Annotated in this window: 19 protein-coding genes; 5 read left to right on the top strand and 14 right to left on the bottom strand. The window is 68.5% G+C overall.

Translation table 11 applies throughout. The features are described from left to right. Positions 1-9 precede the first annotated feature (9 nt). Positions 10-2,166, bottom strand: a complete 2,157-nt coding sequence (locus ABFS34_06995; protein ID MEN8375179.1) for a universal stress protein — start codon at positions 2,164-2,166, stop codon at positions 10-12. A gap of 496 nt (positions 2,167-2,662) precedes the next feature. Here ABFS34_06995 and ABFS34_06990 point away from each other — a divergent pair, with 496 nt between their 5' ends. Continuing rightward, positions 2,663-3,172, top strand: coding sequence for an asparaginase domain-containing protein (locus tag ABFS34_06990; protein MEN8375178.1), 510 nt, complete (start codon positions 2,663-2,665; stop codon positions 3,170-3,172). Between the two features lie 19 nt (positions 3,173-3,191). Here ABFS34_06990 and ABFS34_06985 read toward each other — a convergent pair whose 3' ends face one another. From ABFS34_06985 to ABFS34_06950, 8 genes are all read right to left on the bottom strand, one after another. Further along, positions 3,192-3,578 (bottom strand): hypothetical protein, encoded by a 387-nt coding sequence (locus ABFS34_06985; protein ID MEN8375177.1) that lies wholly within the window; start codon positions 3,576-3,578, stop codon positions 3,192-3,194. Then, positions 3,575-4,057: a PCP reductase family protein gene (locus ABFS34_06980; protein MEN8375176.1), complete on the bottom strand. Its 483-nt coding sequence runs from the start codon at positions 4,055-4,057 to the stop codon at positions 3,575-3,577. The genes ABFS34_06985 and ABFS34_06980 overlap by 4 nt, the downstream gene beginning before the upstream one ends. Continuing rightward, positions 4,054-4,938, bottom strand: coding sequence for a P-loop NTPase (locus ABFS34_06975; GenBank protein ID MEN8375175.1), 885 nt, complete (start codon positions 4,936-4,938; stop codon positions 4,054-4,056). The genes ABFS34_06980 and ABFS34_06975 overlap by 4 nt, the downstream gene beginning before the upstream one ends. Before the next feature lie 12 nt (positions 4,939-4,950). Next, positions 4,951-5,193 (bottom strand): (4Fe-4S)-binding protein, encoded by a 243-nt coding sequence (locus ABFS34_06970; GenBank protein ID MEN8375174.1) that lies wholly within the window; start codon positions 5,191-5,193, stop codon positions 4,951-4,953. Between the two features lie 29 nt (positions 5,194-5,222). Continuing rightward, positions 5,223-6,104 carry a heme o synthase gene (cyoE, locus tag ABFS34_06965; GenBank protein MEN8375173.1) on the bottom strand — a complete coding sequence of 294 codons (882 nt, stop codon included), beginning with the start codon at positions 6,102-6,104 and terminating at the stop codon, positions 5,223-5,225. After that, positions 6,101-7,198, bottom strand: coding sequence for a phosphatidylserine/phosphatidylglycerophosphate/cardiolipin synthase family protein (locus tag ABFS34_06960; protein MEN8375172.1), 1,098 nt, complete (start codon positions 7,196-7,198; stop codon positions 6,101-6,103). Before ABFS34_06960 ends, cyoE begins: the two co-directional genes overlap by 4 nt. Next, on the bottom strand, positions 7,195-7,659 hold the full coding sequence (locus ABFS34_06955; GenBank protein MEN8375171.1) for a VTT domain-containing protein: 465 nt from the start codon (positions 7,657-7,659) through the stop codon (positions 7,195-7,197). Before ABFS34_06955 ends, ABFS34_06960 begins: the two co-directional genes overlap by 4 nt. 118 nt (positions 7,660-7,777) lie before the next feature. Next, positions 7,778-9,961 carry a prolyl oligopeptidase family serine peptidase gene (locus ABFS34_06950; GenBank protein MEN8375170.1) on the bottom strand — a complete coding sequence of 728 codons (2,184 nt, stop codon included), beginning with the start codon at positions 9,959-9,961 and terminating at the stop codon, positions 7,778-7,780. A 283-nt stretch (positions 9,962-10,244) separates the two neighbouring features. Between ABFS34_06950 and ABFS34_06945 the strand changes: the two genes are divergently transcribed. From ABFS34_06945 to ABFS34_06935, 3 genes are read left to right on the top strand one after another with little or no spacing between them, the layout of a single operon-like run. Beyond that, positions 10,245-10,838 carry a DUF937 domain-containing protein gene (locus ABFS34_06945; protein MEN8375169.1) on the top strand — a complete coding sequence of 198 codons (594 nt, stop codon included), beginning with the start codon at positions 10,245-10,247 and terminating at the stop codon, positions 10,836-10,838. Between the two features lie 22 nt (positions 10,839-10,860). Then, positions 10,861-12,666 (top strand): DegV family protein, encoded by a 1,806-nt coding sequence (locus tag ABFS34_06940; protein MEN8375168.1) that lies wholly within the window; start codon positions 10,861-10,863, stop codon positions 12,664-12,666. Further along, complete coding sequence (locus ABFS34_06935) at positions 12,663-13,172, top strand: hypothetical protein (protein MEN8375167.1); 510 nt, start codon at positions 12,663-12,665, stop codon at positions 13,170-13,172. Before ABFS34_06940 ends, ABFS34_06935 begins: the two co-directional genes overlap by 4 nt. On the opposite strand, the gene ABFS34_06930 is transcribed toward ABFS34_06935, so the two are convergent. Beyond that, a complete protein-coding gene (locus ABFS34_06930) occupies positions 13,169-13,708 on the bottom strand; it encodes a Spy/CpxP family protein refolding chaperone (protein ID MEN8375166.1) in 540 nt (179 codons plus the stop codon). The genes ABFS34_06935 and ABFS34_06930 overlap by 4 nt on opposite strands. Before the next feature lie 231 nt (positions 13,709-13,939). Here ABFS34_06930 and ABFS34_06925 point away from each other — a divergent pair, with 231 nt between their 5' ends. Further along, positions 13,940-16,525, top strand: coding sequence for an EAL domain-containing protein (locus ABFS34_06925; protein MEN8375165.1), 2,586 nt, complete (start codon positions 13,940-13,942; stop codon positions 16,523-16,525). 4 nt (positions 16,526-16,529) lie between these two features. Here ABFS34_06925 and ABFS34_06920 read toward each other — a convergent pair whose 3' ends face one another. The 4 genes from ABFS34_06920 to ABFS34_06905 all read right to left on the bottom strand — a co-directional run. Then, a complete protein-coding gene (locus ABFS34_06920) occupies positions 16,530-17,069 on the bottom strand; it encodes a hypothetical protein (GenBank protein MEN8375164.1) in 540 nt (179 codons plus the stop codon). An 11-nt stretch (positions 17,070-17,080) separates the two neighbouring features. Next, positions 17,081-17,908, bottom strand: a complete 828-nt coding sequence (locus ABFS34_06915; GenBank protein MEN8375163.1) for a chlorite dismutase family protein — start codon at positions 17,906-17,908, stop codon at positions 17,081-17,083. Positions 17,909-18,036: 128 nt separating this feature from the next. Beyond that, positions 18,037-18,441: a GNAT family N-acetyltransferase gene (locus ABFS34_06910; GenBank protein ID MEN8375162.1), complete on the bottom strand. Its 405-nt coding sequence runs from the start codon at positions 18,439-18,441 to the stop codon at positions 18,037-18,039. Positions 18,442-18,512: 71 nt separating this feature from the next. After that, positions 18,513-18,935: FG-GAP-like repeat-containing protein (locus tag ABFS34_06905; GenBank protein ID MEN8375161.1), on the bottom strand; the 423-nt coding region annotated here is incomplete at its 5' end.

Here is an 18,935-nt window from a genome sequence, read left to right as displayed (position 1 = left end):
GGATAGGGCTCAAGCCTTTTCCCCTTCTTCCACCCCGCCCCCCTCAGTCACGAACATCTCCATCGCGCGCCTGGCTTCCTCCGGCGACGCCAACTTGAAATCCACCGGGCACTTGTCGGCCTGCGCCTCGATGTCCCGGATCGGGCAGCGCGTGACGCCGCTCGCCTTGGCCTCTTCGATGAACGCGCGCATCTCCTCGCTGAGCCCGTCCACGCCCTCGGCCGCCGCCTTGAGCTGCTTGGTCTGCAGCTCCTTGAACATCACCAGCATGGTGTCCAGGTCGAATTCGTCCGCCTCGATCATGGCCTGCTTGTTATCGTCCATGATGGGCGTGGTAACGCGCCAGTGGCCGTGCCCGCGGGCGAACTTCTCCACCGTGTTGCGGGCCAGCGGCCGGGCGATGAGCGGCACCTGACGCAGCCGCCCGAAGGCTTCGGCGGTCCACACGATGGCGTCGCGCTCGTCGCGCTGGCGCTGCTGGATGGCGCCGGTGTAGGGGCACTTGGCCTCGACCGGCGGCGCCTCGTCCAGGCCGTCCGCGTCGTGTCCTTCGACGACCGTCCGCTTCATGGCCTGCTCGGCCTTGACCTCGGCGAGCGCCAGCTCCTCCGCCGTGCCGATGCCCATGATGAGCTGCATGTGCGTGGGCAGCAGCTTGCGAATCGCCTCGTCCAATCGCTCGCCGGTGACGACGGGCAGGTCCTCCTTCGACGGCGCGGCCACGGGGCCATGCGGCCCGGCCGTGACCTGCATGGGGATGTCGTGACCGTTGGCGATGGCGCCGCTGCCGTTGTCCGCGGCCAGCTTGCCGAAGCCTTCGTCGACGAACGCCGCGGCGTAGATGCTGCCCGGGCCGTGGTGCTCCAGGACGAATTCCTCCACCGCCTTGCGCGCGATGCCGAGCGCGAAGGGCGGCACCCGAAGGATCCTGACCTCCGCCTCGGGAGCCCACTCGAGCCCCTTTTCGCCGTCCTCTTCGATCCAGGGGATTTCCTCGGGCCGCACGTCCGTGGTGCCGATGAGGAGCACGTTGGTGGGGGCGAGGCGCACCAGGTTTTCCGCCTGCGAGCCCAGCTCCGTGCCGTCGATCCGGTGCGAGCCATGGCGGGCCAGAACCAGCAACGACGGCTCCACCTCCTCCGCCCACTGCAGCACGACCTGGAACGGCTTGCCGATCAGGATCTGGGTCTCGACCTCGACGTCGGGGTACTCCTCGGCCATCACCTGGGCGCGCCTGACGTTGGCCTGGCAGAGCCTGAGCAGGCCCTTGTCGATGATGTTGTTGTGGAGCTCTTCCTGCTCCTCGAACTTGAAGACCTTGGACGCTTGGACGGACAGCACGTCCTTGATGTTGTTGAAGACCACGTGGTGGTATTCCACGTCGAACGCGCTGCACACGTACAGCTTGGCGCCGTACAGGCGGGCGAGCTCGAGCGCCACCCTCATGCCCTTGTAGCCGTACGCGGAGCCGTCCACGCAGACCATGAACGAGCCGCCCTCCAGCGCGCGATCGTCGCGCACCACCAGCACGTCTTTTTCGATGCCACGCAGCGATCGTCCGACCACCCCGCCGAGCTGGCTGAAGTGCTGCCGGCCGAGTCCGTGCGCGCCCATGACCACCAGGTCGTAGTCGCGCTCGCTGGACCCGGCCACCTTGTCGTCCTGCTCTTCCTCCTCGGCCACCAGCTTGCCATCCGCGCCCATCAGCACATCGGAACGTGCGCGCTCTCCGCCGTCGTACTTGTCGGCGATGTTCGGATCGAAGCCGATCAGGGAGGGAAGGCGACCCTGGCCGCGGTTCGCCTCCTTGGCGATCTCCTCGTAGTTGATACCCTCCAGGAGCTGGCGGGTGAGCGGTACGCCCGCCGCCTTGCAGCGCGCGTCGACCTGGTCCAGGAAGCTGTCCGAGATGAGCTGCAGCCCTTTCTCGATCAGCTTGTCGTGGATCTTGCGCTGCCGCTTGATCTCGGCCGGCTCCTGGAACTGCGCGGGGAGGCCGACCTCGAGCTGGCGAAACCGCACGTCGTGCAGCCGGGCGGCGTAGACGTGAGTACCCGTGATGCGGCCGTCGGAGCTGCGGCAGACCTCGATGGCGCGGTCCACCGCGATATCCGATTCTCGCGAATTGTCTACGGGTACCAGGACTTCTCGGTAGAGGGCAGACATCGCCTTGCGGCATCTCCGTCGCGCTTGGGACGTATACGCCATGCGGCGAGGTGGCATGGGACCGAATCGGGCGCGGCTCTCCGCGCCAATCCTCGGCGCCCCCTCGGGGCGCATCGGCAGGTGCCACCCTGTCAGATGATGCAGCGGTCAGCCCCGTGGCCAACCGCTGCATCGTTCGTCGCCGCTACGGCGCGTGCAGCTTCTCGAGCCGCCAACTTCTAGACTGAACGGCGGGCGGGCCGCCGTGCGCAATCCGATTACCGGTACCTACATAGCCGTACTGAAGGCGCGAGTATAGGCGCTGTCGCGGCCGAGTGTCAAATGGCGGGCCGCGGGCACGGGACCGCCGTTTTTCACCTCGAACGGAGGGGGCTCGGAAGCGTTTTCCGGGGGCCCGGTTGCGGCACCTTGACCGCGCCGTCCAACGCGCGCGATTGTGGCCTGGTCCGCGCTCGGAGGCGCGGAATGCAGGGTGAACGGGAAGCGGGAGCTACGCTTGAGCGGCGCAGGCCATGGGTCGCCGCCGGTCCGGGTGCTCGTGACCGGCGGGACCTTCGACAAGGAGTACGACGAGTTGCGGGGCGCGCTCTACTTCAAGGGCACGCACCTGCCGGACATGCTGGCGCGCGCGCGCAGTCGGCTGGACGTGGCGGTCGAGACCCTGATGATGATCGACAGCCTCGAAATGACCGACTCGGATCGGAATCGGGTCGCCGCCGCCGTGCGGGACTGTCCGGAGAAGCATGTGGTGGTCACGCACGGCACGGACACGATGGTCGATACCGCGCGCGTCATCGCCGAAGCCGCGCCGGACAAGACGGTCGTTCTGACGGGGGCGATGATCCCCTGGGCGTTCGGCTCCTCGGACGGGCTGTTCAACCTGGGATCGGCGCTGTCCTTCGCGCAGGTGCTTGCGCCCGGAGCCTACGTGGCCATGAACGGCCGCTTCTTCGCCTGGGACCGCGTGCGCAAGAACGCCGAGAAGGGCGTGTTCGAGGAAATGTAGGCGGCCCCGCCGAGCTGCCTCAGAGGTCCCACCCCGCGCGCGCCAGGAAACCGAGGTTGATCAGCACGGCGATCAGCGCCAGGGTCCACAACCCCCGTGGGAGCGTCGTCGTCTGATCCAGCCCGAAGGCGCCCCCTATCACGCTCGGAAGCCTGAGCGCGTGGAGCGCCCAGATGGCCCGCGGAACCCACGGGCTACGGTACCGCCACAGCGCCCAGGTGACGCCGCCGGTGATGAGCGCGCCCACCAGCAGCCACAGCCCGACCGGCCCGCGGTCGGGCACGAGGCCGGCCCTCCACAGCGCCACGACCGCGGCCTCGTAGAGGACGCCCACGTGGAGGTAGACGATCGCCGCCTGGCGGAACTTCCGGTCCCGGGCCGTAGGGGCGGACGCCGGATCGCTCACATCCCCTCCAGACCCAACTCCGTGCGCGCGCGGTCCATGATCTCGGGGGTCATCTCCGCGACGCCCTGCTCCCAGGCCCACTCCGTGTAGATGCGCTTGACCATGCCGCGCACGAACGAGGGCACGTTCTCCAGTCGCTCGCGCGCCTGCGGGCTCCAGGTGACCGGTCCGGGCCGCCGTGTCGGCTCGGCGCCGGCTGGATCGCTCCCGCCAGCGGGGCCGTCCCGGTCGACGAAGGCGTCCTCGCGGCCGTCCGCCATGCTGCTGCGCACGAGCTCCATGGGCTGATCGGGGATCGCCTTGCCCCCCACCTTCACGCCGAGCCCGGACACGAGGCGCGTCTCCATGGGGTTCGTGAGCATGGCGACCTCCCGCTCGCAGCGTCCGCACCGGAACACCGCCGCCATCGTGCCGTCTCCCGGAAGCTGACGCTCCGCGAAGTCCATGACGCTGTCGCAGTCCACGCACAGGAACTTCATTCGCTCACTCGGCGGGCGAGTTCGACGAAAGCTAGAGCGGCCTCCGATTCCGGTGCCTCGGACACGATGGGTCGGCCGGCGTCCGTGTGGGCGGCGATCGCCGGATCGAAGGGGATCTGGGCCCACAGGGGAACGCCCGACTCCTCGGCGAGGCCGATGGCCGGCTCGGGGTCGAAGATGGACGTCTCCTTGTCGCAGTGTTCGCAGCGGTGGCCCGCCATGTTGGCCACCAACCCCAGGCGCCGCGCCCAACCTTCCCTGACCAGAGCGATGGACTTGCCGACCACGAAGCGCGTGACCTCGGTGGGAGTCGTCACGAGGACTACGGCGCTGGGGTCGGGGACGAGCTGCAGCATGCGCTGGAGCTTGTCGGTGCCCGGAGGCAGGTCCACCACGAGCGCGTCCAGCTTGCCCCAGTTCGTGTCGGACAGGAATTCGCGCAGGGCGCCGGTCTCCAGCACGCTCTGCCAGGCGAAGCCCGCCTGCTCCGGCTCACGCCAGCGCAGAGGGGCGTCGTCGGAGGCGAGCAGGAGATCCATCGACACCACGCGGACTCCGCCCGCGCCCACAGCCGGCACCACCCCGTCCTCGCCGACCTCGAGCCTGGCGCCGGTGACCCCCAGCATGCGGCCGAGCGAGGGCCCGTTCAGGTCCGCGTCGGCGGCGCCCACCGCGAGGCCTTCCTGGGCCAGGGCCACCGCCAGGTTCGCTGCGACCAGGCTCTTGCCGACACCGCCCTTGCCGCTCGCCACTATCACCAGCCGCTCGATGTCGGCGAGGCGTCTAGCCAGGCGGGCCCCCTGGGCCTCTACTTGCTCCAGGATCCCCGAGCCCGTTTCGTGGGCCACTTCGGCGTAGGTTCGTATGCGGCGCTCGATCATGGCACGTCCGGTTCAGACGATCTTGCGGCCCGCGGCGTCGAAAACCTCCAGGGCGTCAACAGGGCACGCCTCGCAGGTGGCGATCGTGGTGTCGGTGGCGGCGACATCCGGGTCGTCAACGAAGGTGCAGATGCCGTCGTCGTCCAGTCGAAAGAGAGCGGGGCGGTCCTCGACGCAGTCCTCGAATCCCACGCACAGGGCGCGGTCGATCCTGATCCTGAGGTCGCCCACCTGCTGCTCTTCGATGTCGCGCACGCTTCCTCCGTTGTCCGACACGTCGTCGCTCACTGCCAGAAGGTGCGGTCCGCGACCATGAGTACGAGCAGCACGGGCAGATGAATCACCGAGCCGAAGAAGACGCGGCGCGCGGAGGTGGCCGTGGGCAAAAACGCCAGCGGCAAGGTCAGGGCGAGAAAGACCAAGCCGGCGGCGAGCGCGCCGAAGAAGTAGAAGCTTCCCGTTGCGCCGGAAAGCGACGGCAGCAGCGCGACCGGCACGAGTCCCAACGCGTACAGCGCCGCCTGCCGGCCCGTGGCGCCACCGCGCGGGTCGTCCCGTCCGAGCATCACGAAGCCGCCGCGCAGGTAATCCTCGCGGTACAGGTAGGCCAGCGCCAGAAAGTGTGGGATCTGCCAGAAGTAGAGCACCGCGAACAGCGACAGCGCGCGCACATCCAGCGCCGCCCCGGCCGCGGTCCAGCCCGCCACGATGGGCAGCGCGCCGGGGATCGCGCCCACCAGCGTGTTGAAGCTCGTGAGCCGCTTGAGCGGTGTATAGACCAGGATATAGCTGAGGAGCGTCGCCGCCACGACGGCCGCGGTCACGCCGTTGACGAATACGGCCAGGTACGCGACGCCGAGCGCCGAAGCCAGGCCGGCGAAGATGGCGGCCTGGCGAGTGGTCAGCCGGCCCGCGGGCAGCGGCCGCCCGCGCGTTCGATGCATGCGCGCGTCCGGGTCGCGTTCCACCACCTGATTGAGCGCGTTGGAGCCGGACGCGATGAGCGCGATGCCGATCAGCGCGTGCAGCAGCCGACGCGCGTCGATCAGGTCCCCGCTGCCCAGAAAGAACCCCACGCCCGACGTGAGCAGGACCATGCGCGTGATGCCCGGCTTGGTGAGCGCGAGCAGATCCGCCGCCCTGGGGAGCTTCCGTGCGCCCCTCACCCGCCGCCCACCATCACCAGGAATCGAGAGACGCGGTCGATGCGCCGGCGGAGCGCCTCCCCGCCCGGATCATCGGCCAGCGTGGGCGCGGTCGCGCGTGCGTAGTCCGGGTGCCAGATCAGCCGCTCGAAGTCGGCCACAAGGCCAGGGTCGCGGACGATCGTGATGACCTCCTGGAGCACGTGGTAGCTCAGGTGGTCGAAATTGGCGGATCCGGCGATCAGCACCTCGTCGTCCACCACCATGGCCTTCATGTGCGTCATCTCGGGGATGAAGCGGAGCTCGAAGCCGTGCCGCCAGGATTCCCAGCGGATGTATCGATTGAGGTACTCGCGGTTCGTTTGCCCCGCGCCGATGATGCTCACGTCCACGCCCCGGGCCGAGGCGCGCGCCAGCACATCCGTGAACGGCATGCTGATGTATGGGCTCTGAATGCGGATCGAGCGGCGTGCGCGCTCCAGGATCGCCATCACGGGGTCGAACCAGCGGCCGTTGTCGTTGCCGTCGAGCAGGATCATGTCCATGCCCGGGAAGCTCTCGCTGACGCCCACGTCCTGCCCGTTCCAGGTCCGCTCTACGTCACGAACGAGCAGCGCGACGATGGCGGGGTCCTCGATACGGATCATCATGTCGTGCCAGGCGAAGTTGTGATCGCTGAAGTTGATGCCGCCGACGTAGGCCACATGATCATCTACGATGAGGATTTTCTTGTGGTTGCGGAAGGCGGCCCTGAGCTTGAGCAGCCCGGCGTCGTTCACGTATCTGAGTTGGGCCCCGGAGGCCCGGATTCTCGCCTCCAACGAGCGGGTCCGTGCGACGTGCCGGCGCAACGCCGGATCGAGGAGGTTGTGGGGCAGCACGACGAAGCGATCGGTCTGCGTCCAGCGATTGAAGTCGTCGACGATCAGCCGGCGATCCGGAGCGCCGCAGGATTCGAACAGCTCCGTCAGCCCCTCGCCCGCGTCACCTTCGAAGGACAGCGTCTGCACCCACACGCGTCGCGCGGCGCCCGCCGCGTCGCGTTGAAAAGCCTGGAAGAAGGCGGCGGATCCAAGCAACAGGCGAAATCGTTCCCCGTCCGCGTACGACGTCATCCACCCACGAGCAGCTGGGGAAACAACGCTATGACCGCGAAGCGGATCAGCCGCCCGAGGAAGCCCGTAGTCAAGAACATCCAGAACCCCAGGCGCAGCATGCCGGCCAGAATGGAGACGACGTAGAAGGGCGGCCAGCCCGTGGCCGCGCTCACGAAAAGGAACGGCGCCGTACCGAGACGGGAATTATCCAGGCGCTCGCTCGCGAGTTCCAGCTTCTCCCGGTGCGACTGGCGCAGGGGCATCCGGATGGCGCCGCGGCCGGCGTAGTAGAGCAGAACCTTGCCGATCATCTGCCCGAGCGTCATGGCGATCACCACCGCCGCCGTCCCCGCGCGCCCGCTCAGGGCCGCCCCGCCTATGACGTACAGCTCCGCGTTGAATATCGGGATGAAGCCACTCGCCACGCCGTAACCGAGCGTGATGAAGAAGAGCGCCAGGTGCTCGGTGATCAGGCTCATCCGGCGGCCGGACCCATTGCCCGCCCCGCCTCAGCGCGAGCGCCCGCACCGCGCCGGCAGGCACGGTGCGGGCGTCGCGGGATCGAGTGGCCCGGATTCGGCCAGGGTCCGAAGCCGTCTACGGCAGGATCGGATTGGCGGACATGTTGGCGAGCGCGAAGGCCCACTTGTCGGCCGCCTCCTCGATTCTCTTGCTCGTCGGCTTGCCGGCGCCGTGGCCGGCTTTGGTCTCGATGCGGATAACCGCGGGGTTGCCGCACCCCTGCGCGGCCTGTAGCTGCGCCGCGAACTTGAACGAGTGCGCCGGGACCACGCGATCGTCGTGATCGGCGGTCGTCACCAGCGTGGCCGGATAGCACACGCCCGCGGTCAGGTTGTGCAGCGGCGAATACGCACGCAGGTAGTCGAAACCTTCGGGATCGTCCGAGGAGCCGTAGTCCGACACCCACGCCCAGCCGATGGTGAACTTGTGGAACCGGAGCATGTCCATCACGCCCACGGCGGGGAGCGCGGCGGCGAATAGCTCGGGCCTCTGAGTCATCGCCGCGCCCACCAGAAGTCCCCCGTTCGACCCCCCTCCGATCGCTAGCTTGTCCGACCGCGTGTAGCCCTCATCGATCAGATACTCGGCGGCGGCGATGAAGTCGTCGAAGACGTTCTGCTTTCGCTCCTTGGTACCCGCCTGGTGCCACTCCTCGCCGTACTCGCCGCCGCCGCGAAGCGTAGGCTGGGCGTACACTCCGCCCATCTCCAGCCAGACCAGGTTGGACAGCGAGAAGCTGGGACGCAGCGAGATGTTGAAGCCGCCATAGCCGTACAGGTACGATGGATTCTGTCCGTCCAGGGCGAGCTCCGCCCGGTGCGTGATGAACATCGGCACCTGAGTGCCGTCCTTCGACTCGTAGAAGACCTGCTTCGTGACGTATCCGGACGGGTCGAAGTCCACGTCCGGGGCCTTGAACACCTCGGTCGCCCCCGTCGCCAGGTCGTGCCGGAAGATGGTCGTCGGATACAGGAACGAAGAGAAGGAGTAGAACAGCTCCGTGTCCTCCTCGTCGCCGGACAGGCCACCCACCGAGCCGATGGTCGGGAGGTCGAGGTCGCCCGCCGGCGTGCCGTCCATTTCGTACGCCGCCACGCGGCCATGGGCGTCGTGCAGGTAACGCGCGAGGAAACGGCCGCCCACCGGTGTTACGCTCTCGAGCAGATCCTCGGACTCCGGAATGATGGTGCGCCAGAGGTGCTTGCCCGGCTTGCGCAGGTCCACCTCGATCAGGCGGCCCCGGGGGGCGTCCAGGTCCGTGCGGATGTAGAACACCGGGCCGCCGTTGTGGACCACCGAGTAGCGCGCGTCGTTGTCGTCCATCAGGCGCAGCAGCGGCCCGTCCAGGTCCGGCGCCATCGGGTCGCCCAGGTCGCGGATCCAGAGGCGGTTCGACGAGCTGCTGCCCTCGCGCACGGTCAGGATCAGGAAGCGGCCGTCCTCGGTCGTCCCGGCCCCGAAGAGCCACTGCGGGTTGCTGCGATCGGCGTGTACGAGCACGTCCTCGGCCTGCGGAGTTCCGACCCGATGGTAGTAGATCATCTGGTTGGAGTTCGCCTCGGTCAGGCGATCGCTGCCTTCCTCGGCAGCCGGGTAGCGGGCGTAGAAGAAACCCTGCGAGTCCTTCGTCCAGCTGGCGCCGGTGAACTTCGCCCACTCCAGGTGATCCGGCAGGTCCTCGCCCGTTTCGATGTCACGGAGCTTGAACTCCCGCCAGTCGGATCCGCTGGTGTTCAGCGAGTACGCCAGGTAGCGGCCATCGGGCGACACGAAGCTGCCCGCCAGCGCGACGGTGCCGTCCTCCGAGAGGCCGTTGGGGTCCACCAGGACCCGCGGCTCGTCTTCGAGGGACTCCTGCACGTAGAGCACCGATTGATTCTGGAGGCCGTCGTTCTTGAAGAAGAAGTAGCGGCCGCCTTCCTTCCACGGAGTGCCGAATCGCTCGTAGTCCCACAGCTCGGTCAGGCGGGTCTCGATCTCTTCGCGATACGGCAGCGACTCCAGATACGCGAAGGTCACGTCGTTCTGGGCGTTCACCCAGTCGCCGACGTCGGGAGAGTCGGAGTCCTCCAGCCAGCGGTACGGCGCCAGCACCGACGTGCCGTGATAGTCCTCGATCAGGTCGCCGCGCTGTGTCTGGGGGTACGTCAGGTCGGCGGTCGCGGCCTGCCCGAGCGCCGGCCCGGCCGGCAGCAGGGTGAACGCGGCGAGCGCGAGCGCGCGCCGAGTTCGCGGAGCGGGGAGTCTCCGGTCTCTCATGATGGCTCCTGTTCCAGCACCTGAAGTGAATCCATGGCCCATGCCAGGGGGCCCGCGTACGGACCGCCGCGACCCCCAGGGGGTCGCGCGTCCTACGCGCAAAAAAGCTCCTGCAAGTCTATCGCGCGCGAGCGCGTTGCTCCAGTGGTTGCGAGTGGTGGCGCGCCCCGGCCGCCGGCGGCCGAGATCCCTGCGGCGAGCCGAACGGCCTCGTGTTCGCTGGCAACCGCAATCGCGGTCCCGTTATGTTCTGAAACCCGCCACGGCTCCCTGGGAGAGATCGATGTCACAACTGTTGGACGTTATTACCCGCCAGATGAGCGGCGAGGTCGTGAACCGGATGAGCCGCGAGATAGGGGCCGATTCGGGCGCCACCGAGGGCGCCATCGCGGCTGCGCTGCCTCTCCTTCTGGGCTCGCTGGCGCGCAACGCACAGCAGCCGGACGGAGCGGAGTCGCTGGATCGCGCGCTGGCGAAGGACCACGATGGCTCCCTACTGGACAACCTGCTCAGCGGCCTGACCGGGGGCTCGACCGTCGCCGAAGGCGGGAAGATCCTGGGGCACATGTTCGGCGGTCGTCAGCCGGCCGTGCGGCATGGAGTCGGCCGGGCGAGCGGCCTGCAGCCGGACCAGGTGACCAAGCTCATGGCCATGCTCGCTCCCGTCGTAATGGGCGCGCTGGGGCGCATGCGCAGGCAGGAGAACCTCGGCGCCGCGGACATCGCGGGTCGCCTCGGCCGCGAGCGGGACGACATGGTTTCCGGCGACTCCGCTCTGGGCGGGTTGCTGACCAACATGCTGGACCGCGACGGCGATGGGTCGGTCATGGACGACATCGGCGGACAGCTCCTGAAGGGTTTTCTGCGACCCCGCTAGGCCGAGCGCTGGGAGAGATTGATTGACGAAGATCGGCTATCTGGATGGACCCCGCCTCCGCCGCGGCCTGCTGGCGGCCTGCGAGTACGGGCAGCGCTCGCGCGGTGAGTTGAACCGCATCAACGTGTTCCCCGTGCCCGACGGGGACACGGGTACCAACCTCGCGCTCACCCTCCGCTCGATCAGCGATGGCCTGCGGCGCGAGCGCGCGGCGGCCGTCGGCGACGTGGCCAGCCGCGCGGCCGAAGCCGGCATACTCGGCGCCCGTGGCAACTGCGGCATGATCCTGTCACACTTCCTGCTCGGCTTCGCCGACGGCATCGGCGACCGCGAAGAGGTGAGCTCGCAGGACTTCGCGCGCGCGTTGCGCGCGGGCGTGGATCACGTGTACGGCGCGCTCGAGACGCCGGTAGAAGGCACCATCATCACGGTGATGAGGGCGAGCGCGGAGGCCGCCGAAGAGGGGCAGGAAAGGGACTTCTATCCGCTGCTCCAGCGCATCCTCGAGCGCACGCGGCAGACGCTCGCGCGCACGCCAGAGCTTCTCCCCGTGTTGCGCAAGGCGGGCGTCGTGGACGCCGGCGCGAAGGGCTTCGTGGCGTTGCTGGAGGGAATCGCGGCGTACGTGAACGGAGATCCCATCCTCCCGCCCAAGGAGGATTTCTCCCCCGGGCCCATCGTCTCCGGCGAGGTGGAGTACGGCGACTCGGAGCGCTACCGCTTCTGCACCGAGGCGCTCGTGCGCGGCGAGGGGTTGCCCGGGTCGCAGGCGGTCCGGGACGCGCTCGGCCGCATCGGCGACAGCATGGTGGTGATCTCCACCGGCAACCTGCTCAAGGTCCACATCCACACCGACGAGCCCGAGGTCGTCTTTGCCTGGCTGCGCGAAGCCGGCAGGCTGGTGACCCACAAGGCCGAGGACATGCGCGCGCAGCACGAGGCGATCGGTCGGGCTTCCGGGGACAGCGGCCTGGCCCGTCGCCCCGTGGTGATCGTGACCGACACCGCGTGCGACCTGCCCGACGAACAGGTGCGCGCGCACGGCATTCACCTGGTCCCGCTCCAGCTCGTGTTCGAAGAGGGCGCGCTCAAGGATCGCGTAGAGATCGATTCAGACACGTTCGCCGAGCGCGTCGTGGCCGGTGATCACCCGAGCACCTCGCAGCCGACGCCCGCGTCGTTCCTGCGCGCGTACGGCGAAGCGGCTGAAGAGGGGGAGGAGCTGGTCGTCGTGGCGCTGGGATCACGCCTCTCGGGCACGTACGCTTCGGCCGAAGCTGCGGCGCAGCGGTTCGAGGGGGCTCCCATCACGCTGGTCGATTCGGGCGGAGCCTCGCTCATGCAGGGGCTGCTGGCGTTGCGCGCGGCGGAGCTGGCGGAGGCCGCGCTACCGCCCGCTGAAATCAAGGAGCGTCTGGAGGCCATACGCGCGCGCAGCGGCGTCATGTTCACGGTGGACACGTTCGATCGCCTGATCGCATCCGGGCGCGTGAGCCGCGGCCGGGCGCTGCTCGGTTCGCTGCTCGACATCAAGCCCATCCTGGAGGTGGGCGCGGACGGCGTGGTGCAACCGGCCGGCAAGGTGCGGGGGCGCGCCAACGTGCTCCGGAAGATGGTGGATCTACTGGCCGAGCGGGTGCCGGCCGACGCCGACAAGGTTCGCTTCGGCGTCGTGCACATGGCCTACCCGGAGATCCTGGAGGAGGCGTCGGCGGCGATCCGCGCACGCTACGGAGAAGACGCGGAGGTTCTCACGGGGCCGGTGACCCCGGTAATCGCGACCCATACGGGACCCGGTGCGTGGGGGCTGGCGTGGATGGCCGAGTGACGGCCCGCGGGGTCGCACCGAGTCTGATCGGCGCGCTCGTTCTCGCGGCCGCGTGCACCGATCGGGCGCCGACGGATCCGGATCCACCGGCTCCCGCGCCCGCCACCACCTTCCAGCTTCAGCTCACCGGTACGCTCGATACGGTCTTCGACGGCGTGCCCGAGGTGATCCTGAACGTCGACGGCGATACGGGGGTGCCTACCTGGATTCTACGACTGGCGGCGGCGCCGCTCTCGAGCGAGGCTCTGGTGCTCACTCGCTCGGGCGGGCCGCCGGGTCCTGGGATCCACCAGCTGGACATCGCCGAGGAGCAGCCGACCCTGGACGCATCCCTGTTTTTCCAGGGAGAGGCCTTCGCCCCCAACTCGGGAGCGCTGGACGTGAGCGAGCGCGTGGGCGATGGCATCGTGGCGACGCTGACCCTGACGCTGATCCGGGGGGCTACGGGCAACCCCGCTCCAGGCGATGTCCTGCACGTGACGGGTTCGGTCGACGCGATTCCCTAGGTGCGGCGCCGCTCGCGGTGCATCTCGCCCTTACCTTCGTGGCCCGCTCCACGGCTTCCGCGCATGCCCCGCCGGCCCTGGTGCCGCGCCCCCGCTCGCATCAAATCGCGCGCGCTCTCACGCTGATCGTCGGTGAGGAGCTCGCGGGCGGCGTCCATCCCGGCCCGAGAATTGTCCATCATCGCGCGCATGTCGTCGCGGGTCCTCTGGCGGAAGTCGTGGAGCTTGGCCCGTTCCTCATCGCTGGGCGGCCCCGACCCACTCCGATCCAGGGCCAGTCCCAATTCCTCGCGGACGGCCTCGATTCGCTCCCGGTAAGGCGCGTTCTCGGCGCGCAACTCGTCCCGCAGCCGCTCCATCTCCAGCACCTGTTCGTCGGACAGGCCCAACTCGTCGCGGTGCTCCAGGAGCCGCTCCATGGGGGTGCCGGCCTGACGCTGCCCGTGCATTCCGCGCGGGCCGCGCTGCGCGGAGCCCGTCGCCGGTAGCAGCAGGGCAACGAATGCTCCCACCACAAGCGCTTTTCCTAGTTTCATCTTCGGATTCCTCTCTCGAATGGGCCACGCGTGCTGGCGGGAACGCGCGCCCATGTGGTTTCTACCTTCCGTTCACCCATCTGGACTCCCCGTTCCCGAAGGTCGTTAAGCGCCGCGATTCTCTTGACTGGGCAGCATCCAGCCGGTAGTACCTTCCCTACTCCAGCGGCAAGTCCGTCCTCCCCCGGACCGCGACCGCTCACCTCGGACTCGCCTATAGCAACCGTGCTCTTGACGCGCATCTCAATCCGCTTCCTGGTCGTGATGGCCGTACTCGCCGCTCCGGCAGGAGCGTTGGGCCAGGAGGCGGATTCGACCGCTGAGCGCGAGCCCGACGCTCCCCTGGAGCGTTCCGAGTGGCCTCCCGGAGAGTCGCTTTCGGCGGTTCTCCGAGACGACGACGGAGACCTGATCCCGGACCGTCAGGGGGATACCGTTACCGTGTCCGGTCGTGCGTCCGTCGGTCTCGGGGTGGTCACCAGACGCACGATGCACGTGTTCATCCAGGGTCCACGTCACGGCCTGCTGCTCACCGGAGGACCCAGGGGTGAGCCGGTCGTGGAGGGTGATCTGGTCGAAGCCTACGGCGTCCTCGGCTTCGCCGACGGCGCGAGCGGGCTGAACGTGCTAGGGTATCGCGTAGCGGCGAGGGAGCGGCGTCCTCCCGTCCCCGAGCACGTGGAGCTGGAGGCGCTGAGCGAGCCGTTCGAAGGACGCCTGATGCACGTGCGCGCGCGCGTCGCCGGCTGGCGCGAGACGGAGCTCGGACGGGCCCTCATCCTGACCTCGGAGTCCGGGCTCGAGGTGCCCGTTTTGCTGCCCTCCTCGTTCCCGGCTCCCGTCGACGTGTCGGAGGGCATGATCGTGGAGGTCGTGGGGAACGTCGGCCAGGAGGACTTGGACCCTCCGCACGACAGCGGCTACCGGCTACACGCACGGGGCCCTGGTGACATCGCCGTGATCCCCGCGCGGCGCGGCGTGGACGACCGGGTCCTGTATGCGGCCGTGGTGGTCCTGGCGGCGATGCTCTTGTGGCTCGCCACTCTGCGGCGGGAAGTCGGTCGGCGCGCGGCCGAGCTGCGGCAGTCCGAGGAGCGCTACCGGGCGCTGATGGAACAGTCCCCGGCGCCGGTGCTGGTGCACGCCGATGGCGTCGTCGAATTCGCCAACGCCGCGGCCGGCGAGTTGTTCCAGTCGGCGGGAGCACAGTTGGTCGGGCGTCCGGTGATCGATCTCCTTCCCCCCGAGCTGCTCGCCGCGGGGGAGGTGCTGGCGGAGGCCGACGACGACGGCGAAACCACCACGAGGTCGGTCGAGGCGACCATAGCGCACCCGGACGGAGCCGTGGACGTGGACGCGGTGACTACGCGCGCCCGTGTTCGGGGCCGTGACTCCGTGCAGGTGGTGCTGCGCGACATCACCGAGCGCAAGGCGCGCGAGCAGCGGCTCCGACACGACGCGCTCCACGACGACCTCACCGGCTTGCCCAACCGTGCGCTATTCCTCGATCGCCTGAAGCAGGCGATCAAGCACCGGCGGCGGCACGACCGGATCGAGTTCGCGGTCCTCTTCCTCGACCTCGATCGCTTCAAGGTGGTCAACGACAGCCTGGGGCACCTGCAGGGAGACCTGTTGCTGGAGGAAGTCGCCGAGCGCCTACGCGGAGTGACCCGCGACGAAGACACCGTCGCGCGGCTGGGCGGAGACGAGTTCGCGATCTTGGTGAACGACGTCCACGACCTGAGCGACGCCACGCGCGTGGCCGATCGGATCGGCGAAGTGCTGGCCGCGCCCATCACCCTGGCCGGCCATGAGATCGGGATCAGCGCGAGCACCGGAATAGCGCTGAGTTGGACCGAATACGAAGAGCCGCTGGACGTCCTGCGCGACGCCGACACCGCCATGTACCGGGCCAAGGACCAGGGCGTGGGCCGCTATCAGGTCTTCGATCGTCAGATGCACGCGGCCGCGATGGATCAACTCAAGCTGGAGGCCGACCTGCGCAGGGCGGTGGACAACGGCGAGTTCGGCGTGCGCTACCAGCCCATCGTCGACATCGATTCGGGCGCTCTGGTGGGCTTCGAGGCGCTCGTCCGCTGGCAGGTGAAGGACGGCGGGGAAGTCGGGCCGGGCGAGTTCATCGACCTGGCCGAGGAGACGGGGCTCATCGTCCCGATGGGCTGGTCGGTCCTCGAGCAGGCGTGCGACCAGCTACGGAGGTGGAAGGAGGAATTCCACCTGTCGGGACCCGTGCTGAGCATGCACGTGAACATGTCGGGCCGGCAGGTGGCTCAGCCGGATCTGGCCGAGCGGATAGAGGGCATCCTGGCCGACAGCGGCCTGCACCCGGAGGATCTCAGGATCGAGATCACCGAGAGCGTGGCCATGGACGAGGCGGAGTCGACCGCGGTCGCACTGGCGCGCCTCCAGCAAGCCGGCGTACCGGTGTGCATCGACGACTTCGGCACCGGGTACTCGTCTCTCAGTTACCTGCAGCGCTTTCCCTTCGACGCGCTCAAGATCGACCGTTCGTTCATCAGCGGGGGGGAGGCGACATCGAGCGTGAACTGGGAGATCGTGAACGCCATCGTCACGCTCGCCGGGCAGCTCGGGAAGAGCGTCATCGCGGAGGGCGTGGAGACGCCGGAGCAGCTGGGGTTCCTGAGGGCGCTGGGCGCCCCGCAGGCTCAGGGAAACATGATCGCGCCGGCGCTCAGGCCGGACGAGGCGCGAGAGTTCATCGAGCGATCAACCCGCGAGGGCCCGCGCTCGGCCTGGCGCCTGGGCGATGCGCTGGCGGGTACCGCCGCGGACTAGTCCGCTAAGTCCGGTCGCCTTCGCGCTTTCCTCGCTCTCGCAGTTCCTTGGCCAAACCCTCGAGGATGCTCGCCACTCCGGGTCGGGCGCGCATTCCGTGCGCGGCCCTCAGGTGGCGCTCGGCAGCGCTCCAGCGGCCCGCCCCGATCTCCAGCTCCGCGAGTTGTGCCCGCAGCAGCGCCTCGTTGCTGCTCGAGCGCAGCGGGCCTCCGAGCGCCGCTTCCAGGTGCTCACGCGCGGCTCCGGTCTCCCTTTCGTGCACGAGTAGCAGCCCCCTCACCCAGTGGTAGTACGCGCGGTGCCGGGGCGCGAGGAACGCGGGGCGCGGAGTACCCGCGAGCAGCCTGCGGGCGCCCTCGCGGTCTTCCTTGAGCAACGCCTGCCAGGCCGCGAACACGGAGCCGTAGCGCCAGTGTCCCCACACGAACGCGAATGCAGCTGCACCGAACACGGCACCGAGCGCCCAGCGTTGCTGCACCAGATTGGCGAACGCTAGCAGCGACGCACCCGTGATGAGTAGCAGCCTGGTACGCGCCGAGAACACCTGCCGCTACCTCACCCCAGGGCGTCGAGACAGCTGCGGATGTCCTTGGCCAGGCACGTGTGCGACGGCGTGTCCCGCAGCGTGTACTTGCTCGCTTCGGTGAGCCGAAGCGCCATGAGCAGGTCGAGGAAGCGGCCGATGAAGTCGCTCTCGAAGGCCACCACGAATTCCTGGTCGTCCAGACCGTAGCTGTACGTGGTGTTGAGCTTCACGTCCGGCCACTCGTGCCCGACGCGGATATGCTCGTCCATCATCCGCTGCCGGTCCTCCTGCGGCAGCGTGTACCACGCCCGCGTCTTCACGAACGGGTAGACGAAGAGGAACTTCGAGCCCTGCGGATTGATCGCTATGCGAGCGAGATCGAGGTTCATCTTGCCGGCGTACTTCTGTAGGTACTCCTCCTCGTATCGGTTCACGTAGATCGACCGCCGCGTCAGCGCGAAATACGAGTAGGGCATGCTCAGGTAGCCGCCCAGGCCGGTCCCGTTGATGTCGCTGGCCAGGGCGTCCATGTGGTCGATGTCCTTCGACGCCTGCCACAGCATGAGATCGCAGTCGCCGCGCGTGCCGACCATGGAATAGGAGTAGACCATGAACTGCTCTCCGTGCCGGCCTATGAGCTCCACGAACTCGCGCTTGTGCTCCTCGCGGACTTCGGGGGACAGCCGCCGCCACGCCGGATCGACCCGATAGAAGGCGAACCGCACGCACTCGCGGTCCTTGGTCCTCTCCTGTTCGGCCTGAATCTTCGCCCAGGCGTCCTCTCCCAGGGCCGGGCGCTGGACGTGCCCGGGCCGAACCCCGCGGGGTGCGTTGTCGATCTGATCGGTCGTTGACATTCGGTTCACCGTTCTGGCGGGGCGATCCGCCCCGGGATCCGCGTTTCAGGATTGGCCGAAACTTCCTCGAAGCCCCGCACCGGGGCAAGCCGGGGGCCCTCGTGGAGCCCCGCGGGCCGATGCCCGGGTCAGTCCAACCGCAGCTTCATGCCTACGTGGGTAGGACGAAAACCCAGGCGCTCGTAAAACGTCCGCGCGTCGGCGCGCGTCGCGTCGGTGGTGAGTTGCACGATCGCGCAGCCGCGCTCCCGGGCGCGCCGGACGGCCTCCTCCACCATGGCCTTGCCCACGCCGCTGCCGCGCGCGCCGCGGTCCACCCGCACGCCCTCTATCGTCGCGCGCCAGCTGCCCTGATGCGTGACGTAGGGAGTGAAGGTGATCTGGAGGACGCCGACGACCGCTTCGTCCAACTCGCACACGAGGAGCTCGTTGTTGGGGTCGGCCGCGATGGCTTCGAAGGCCATCGCGTAGCCTGGTGGGAGAGGGGTTTCGAAGCGCTCGCGCTCGGCGCCGAGCGGATCATCGGCCAGCATGCGCACGATGTGGGGCAGGTCGGCGGGTACGGCCCGGCGCAACGCCGGGCCGTCCGCCACGTGGGATTCGCTCAAGCCCCCGGATTCTCGAACAGGAACACCTTGTCGTCCTTTTCGTCGATACCGGTGATGTCCAGATCCCCGTCCAGATCTCGGTCGTGAATGACAGCGCACGAGCCGGCCCCGCTCGCGGCGTGGGATCTGGGGTTCACCAGGACGCCCGCGCCGTCGTTCTCGTAGATCGTGAAGCTGTTGCCGTCGTAGTCGCTGGAGACCACGTCCAGATCGCCGTCTCCGTCCAGGTCGCCGACGTCCACGGCGAGCGGGGCTCCGCCCACGGCATACGTAGCCGGTTCCCCGAGGTCGCCCGTGCCGTCACCCAGCAGGACCGCCACGTTGTCGCCCTCGCGGTTGGCCGCCACGACGTCCACGTGGCCGTCGCCGTTCATGTCACCCGTGACGATCATCCACGGCTGCCCGCCCGCCGCCCAGGT

Source organism: Gemmatimonadota bacterium, from assembly GCA_039715185.1.
Classification (GTDB): domain Bacteria; phylum Gemmatimonadota; class Gemmatimonadetes; order Longimicrobiales; family RSA9; genus DATHRK01.
Note: the sequence above shows the minus strand (reverse complement) of the source record. Positions and strands in the feature narration are given on the sequence as shown.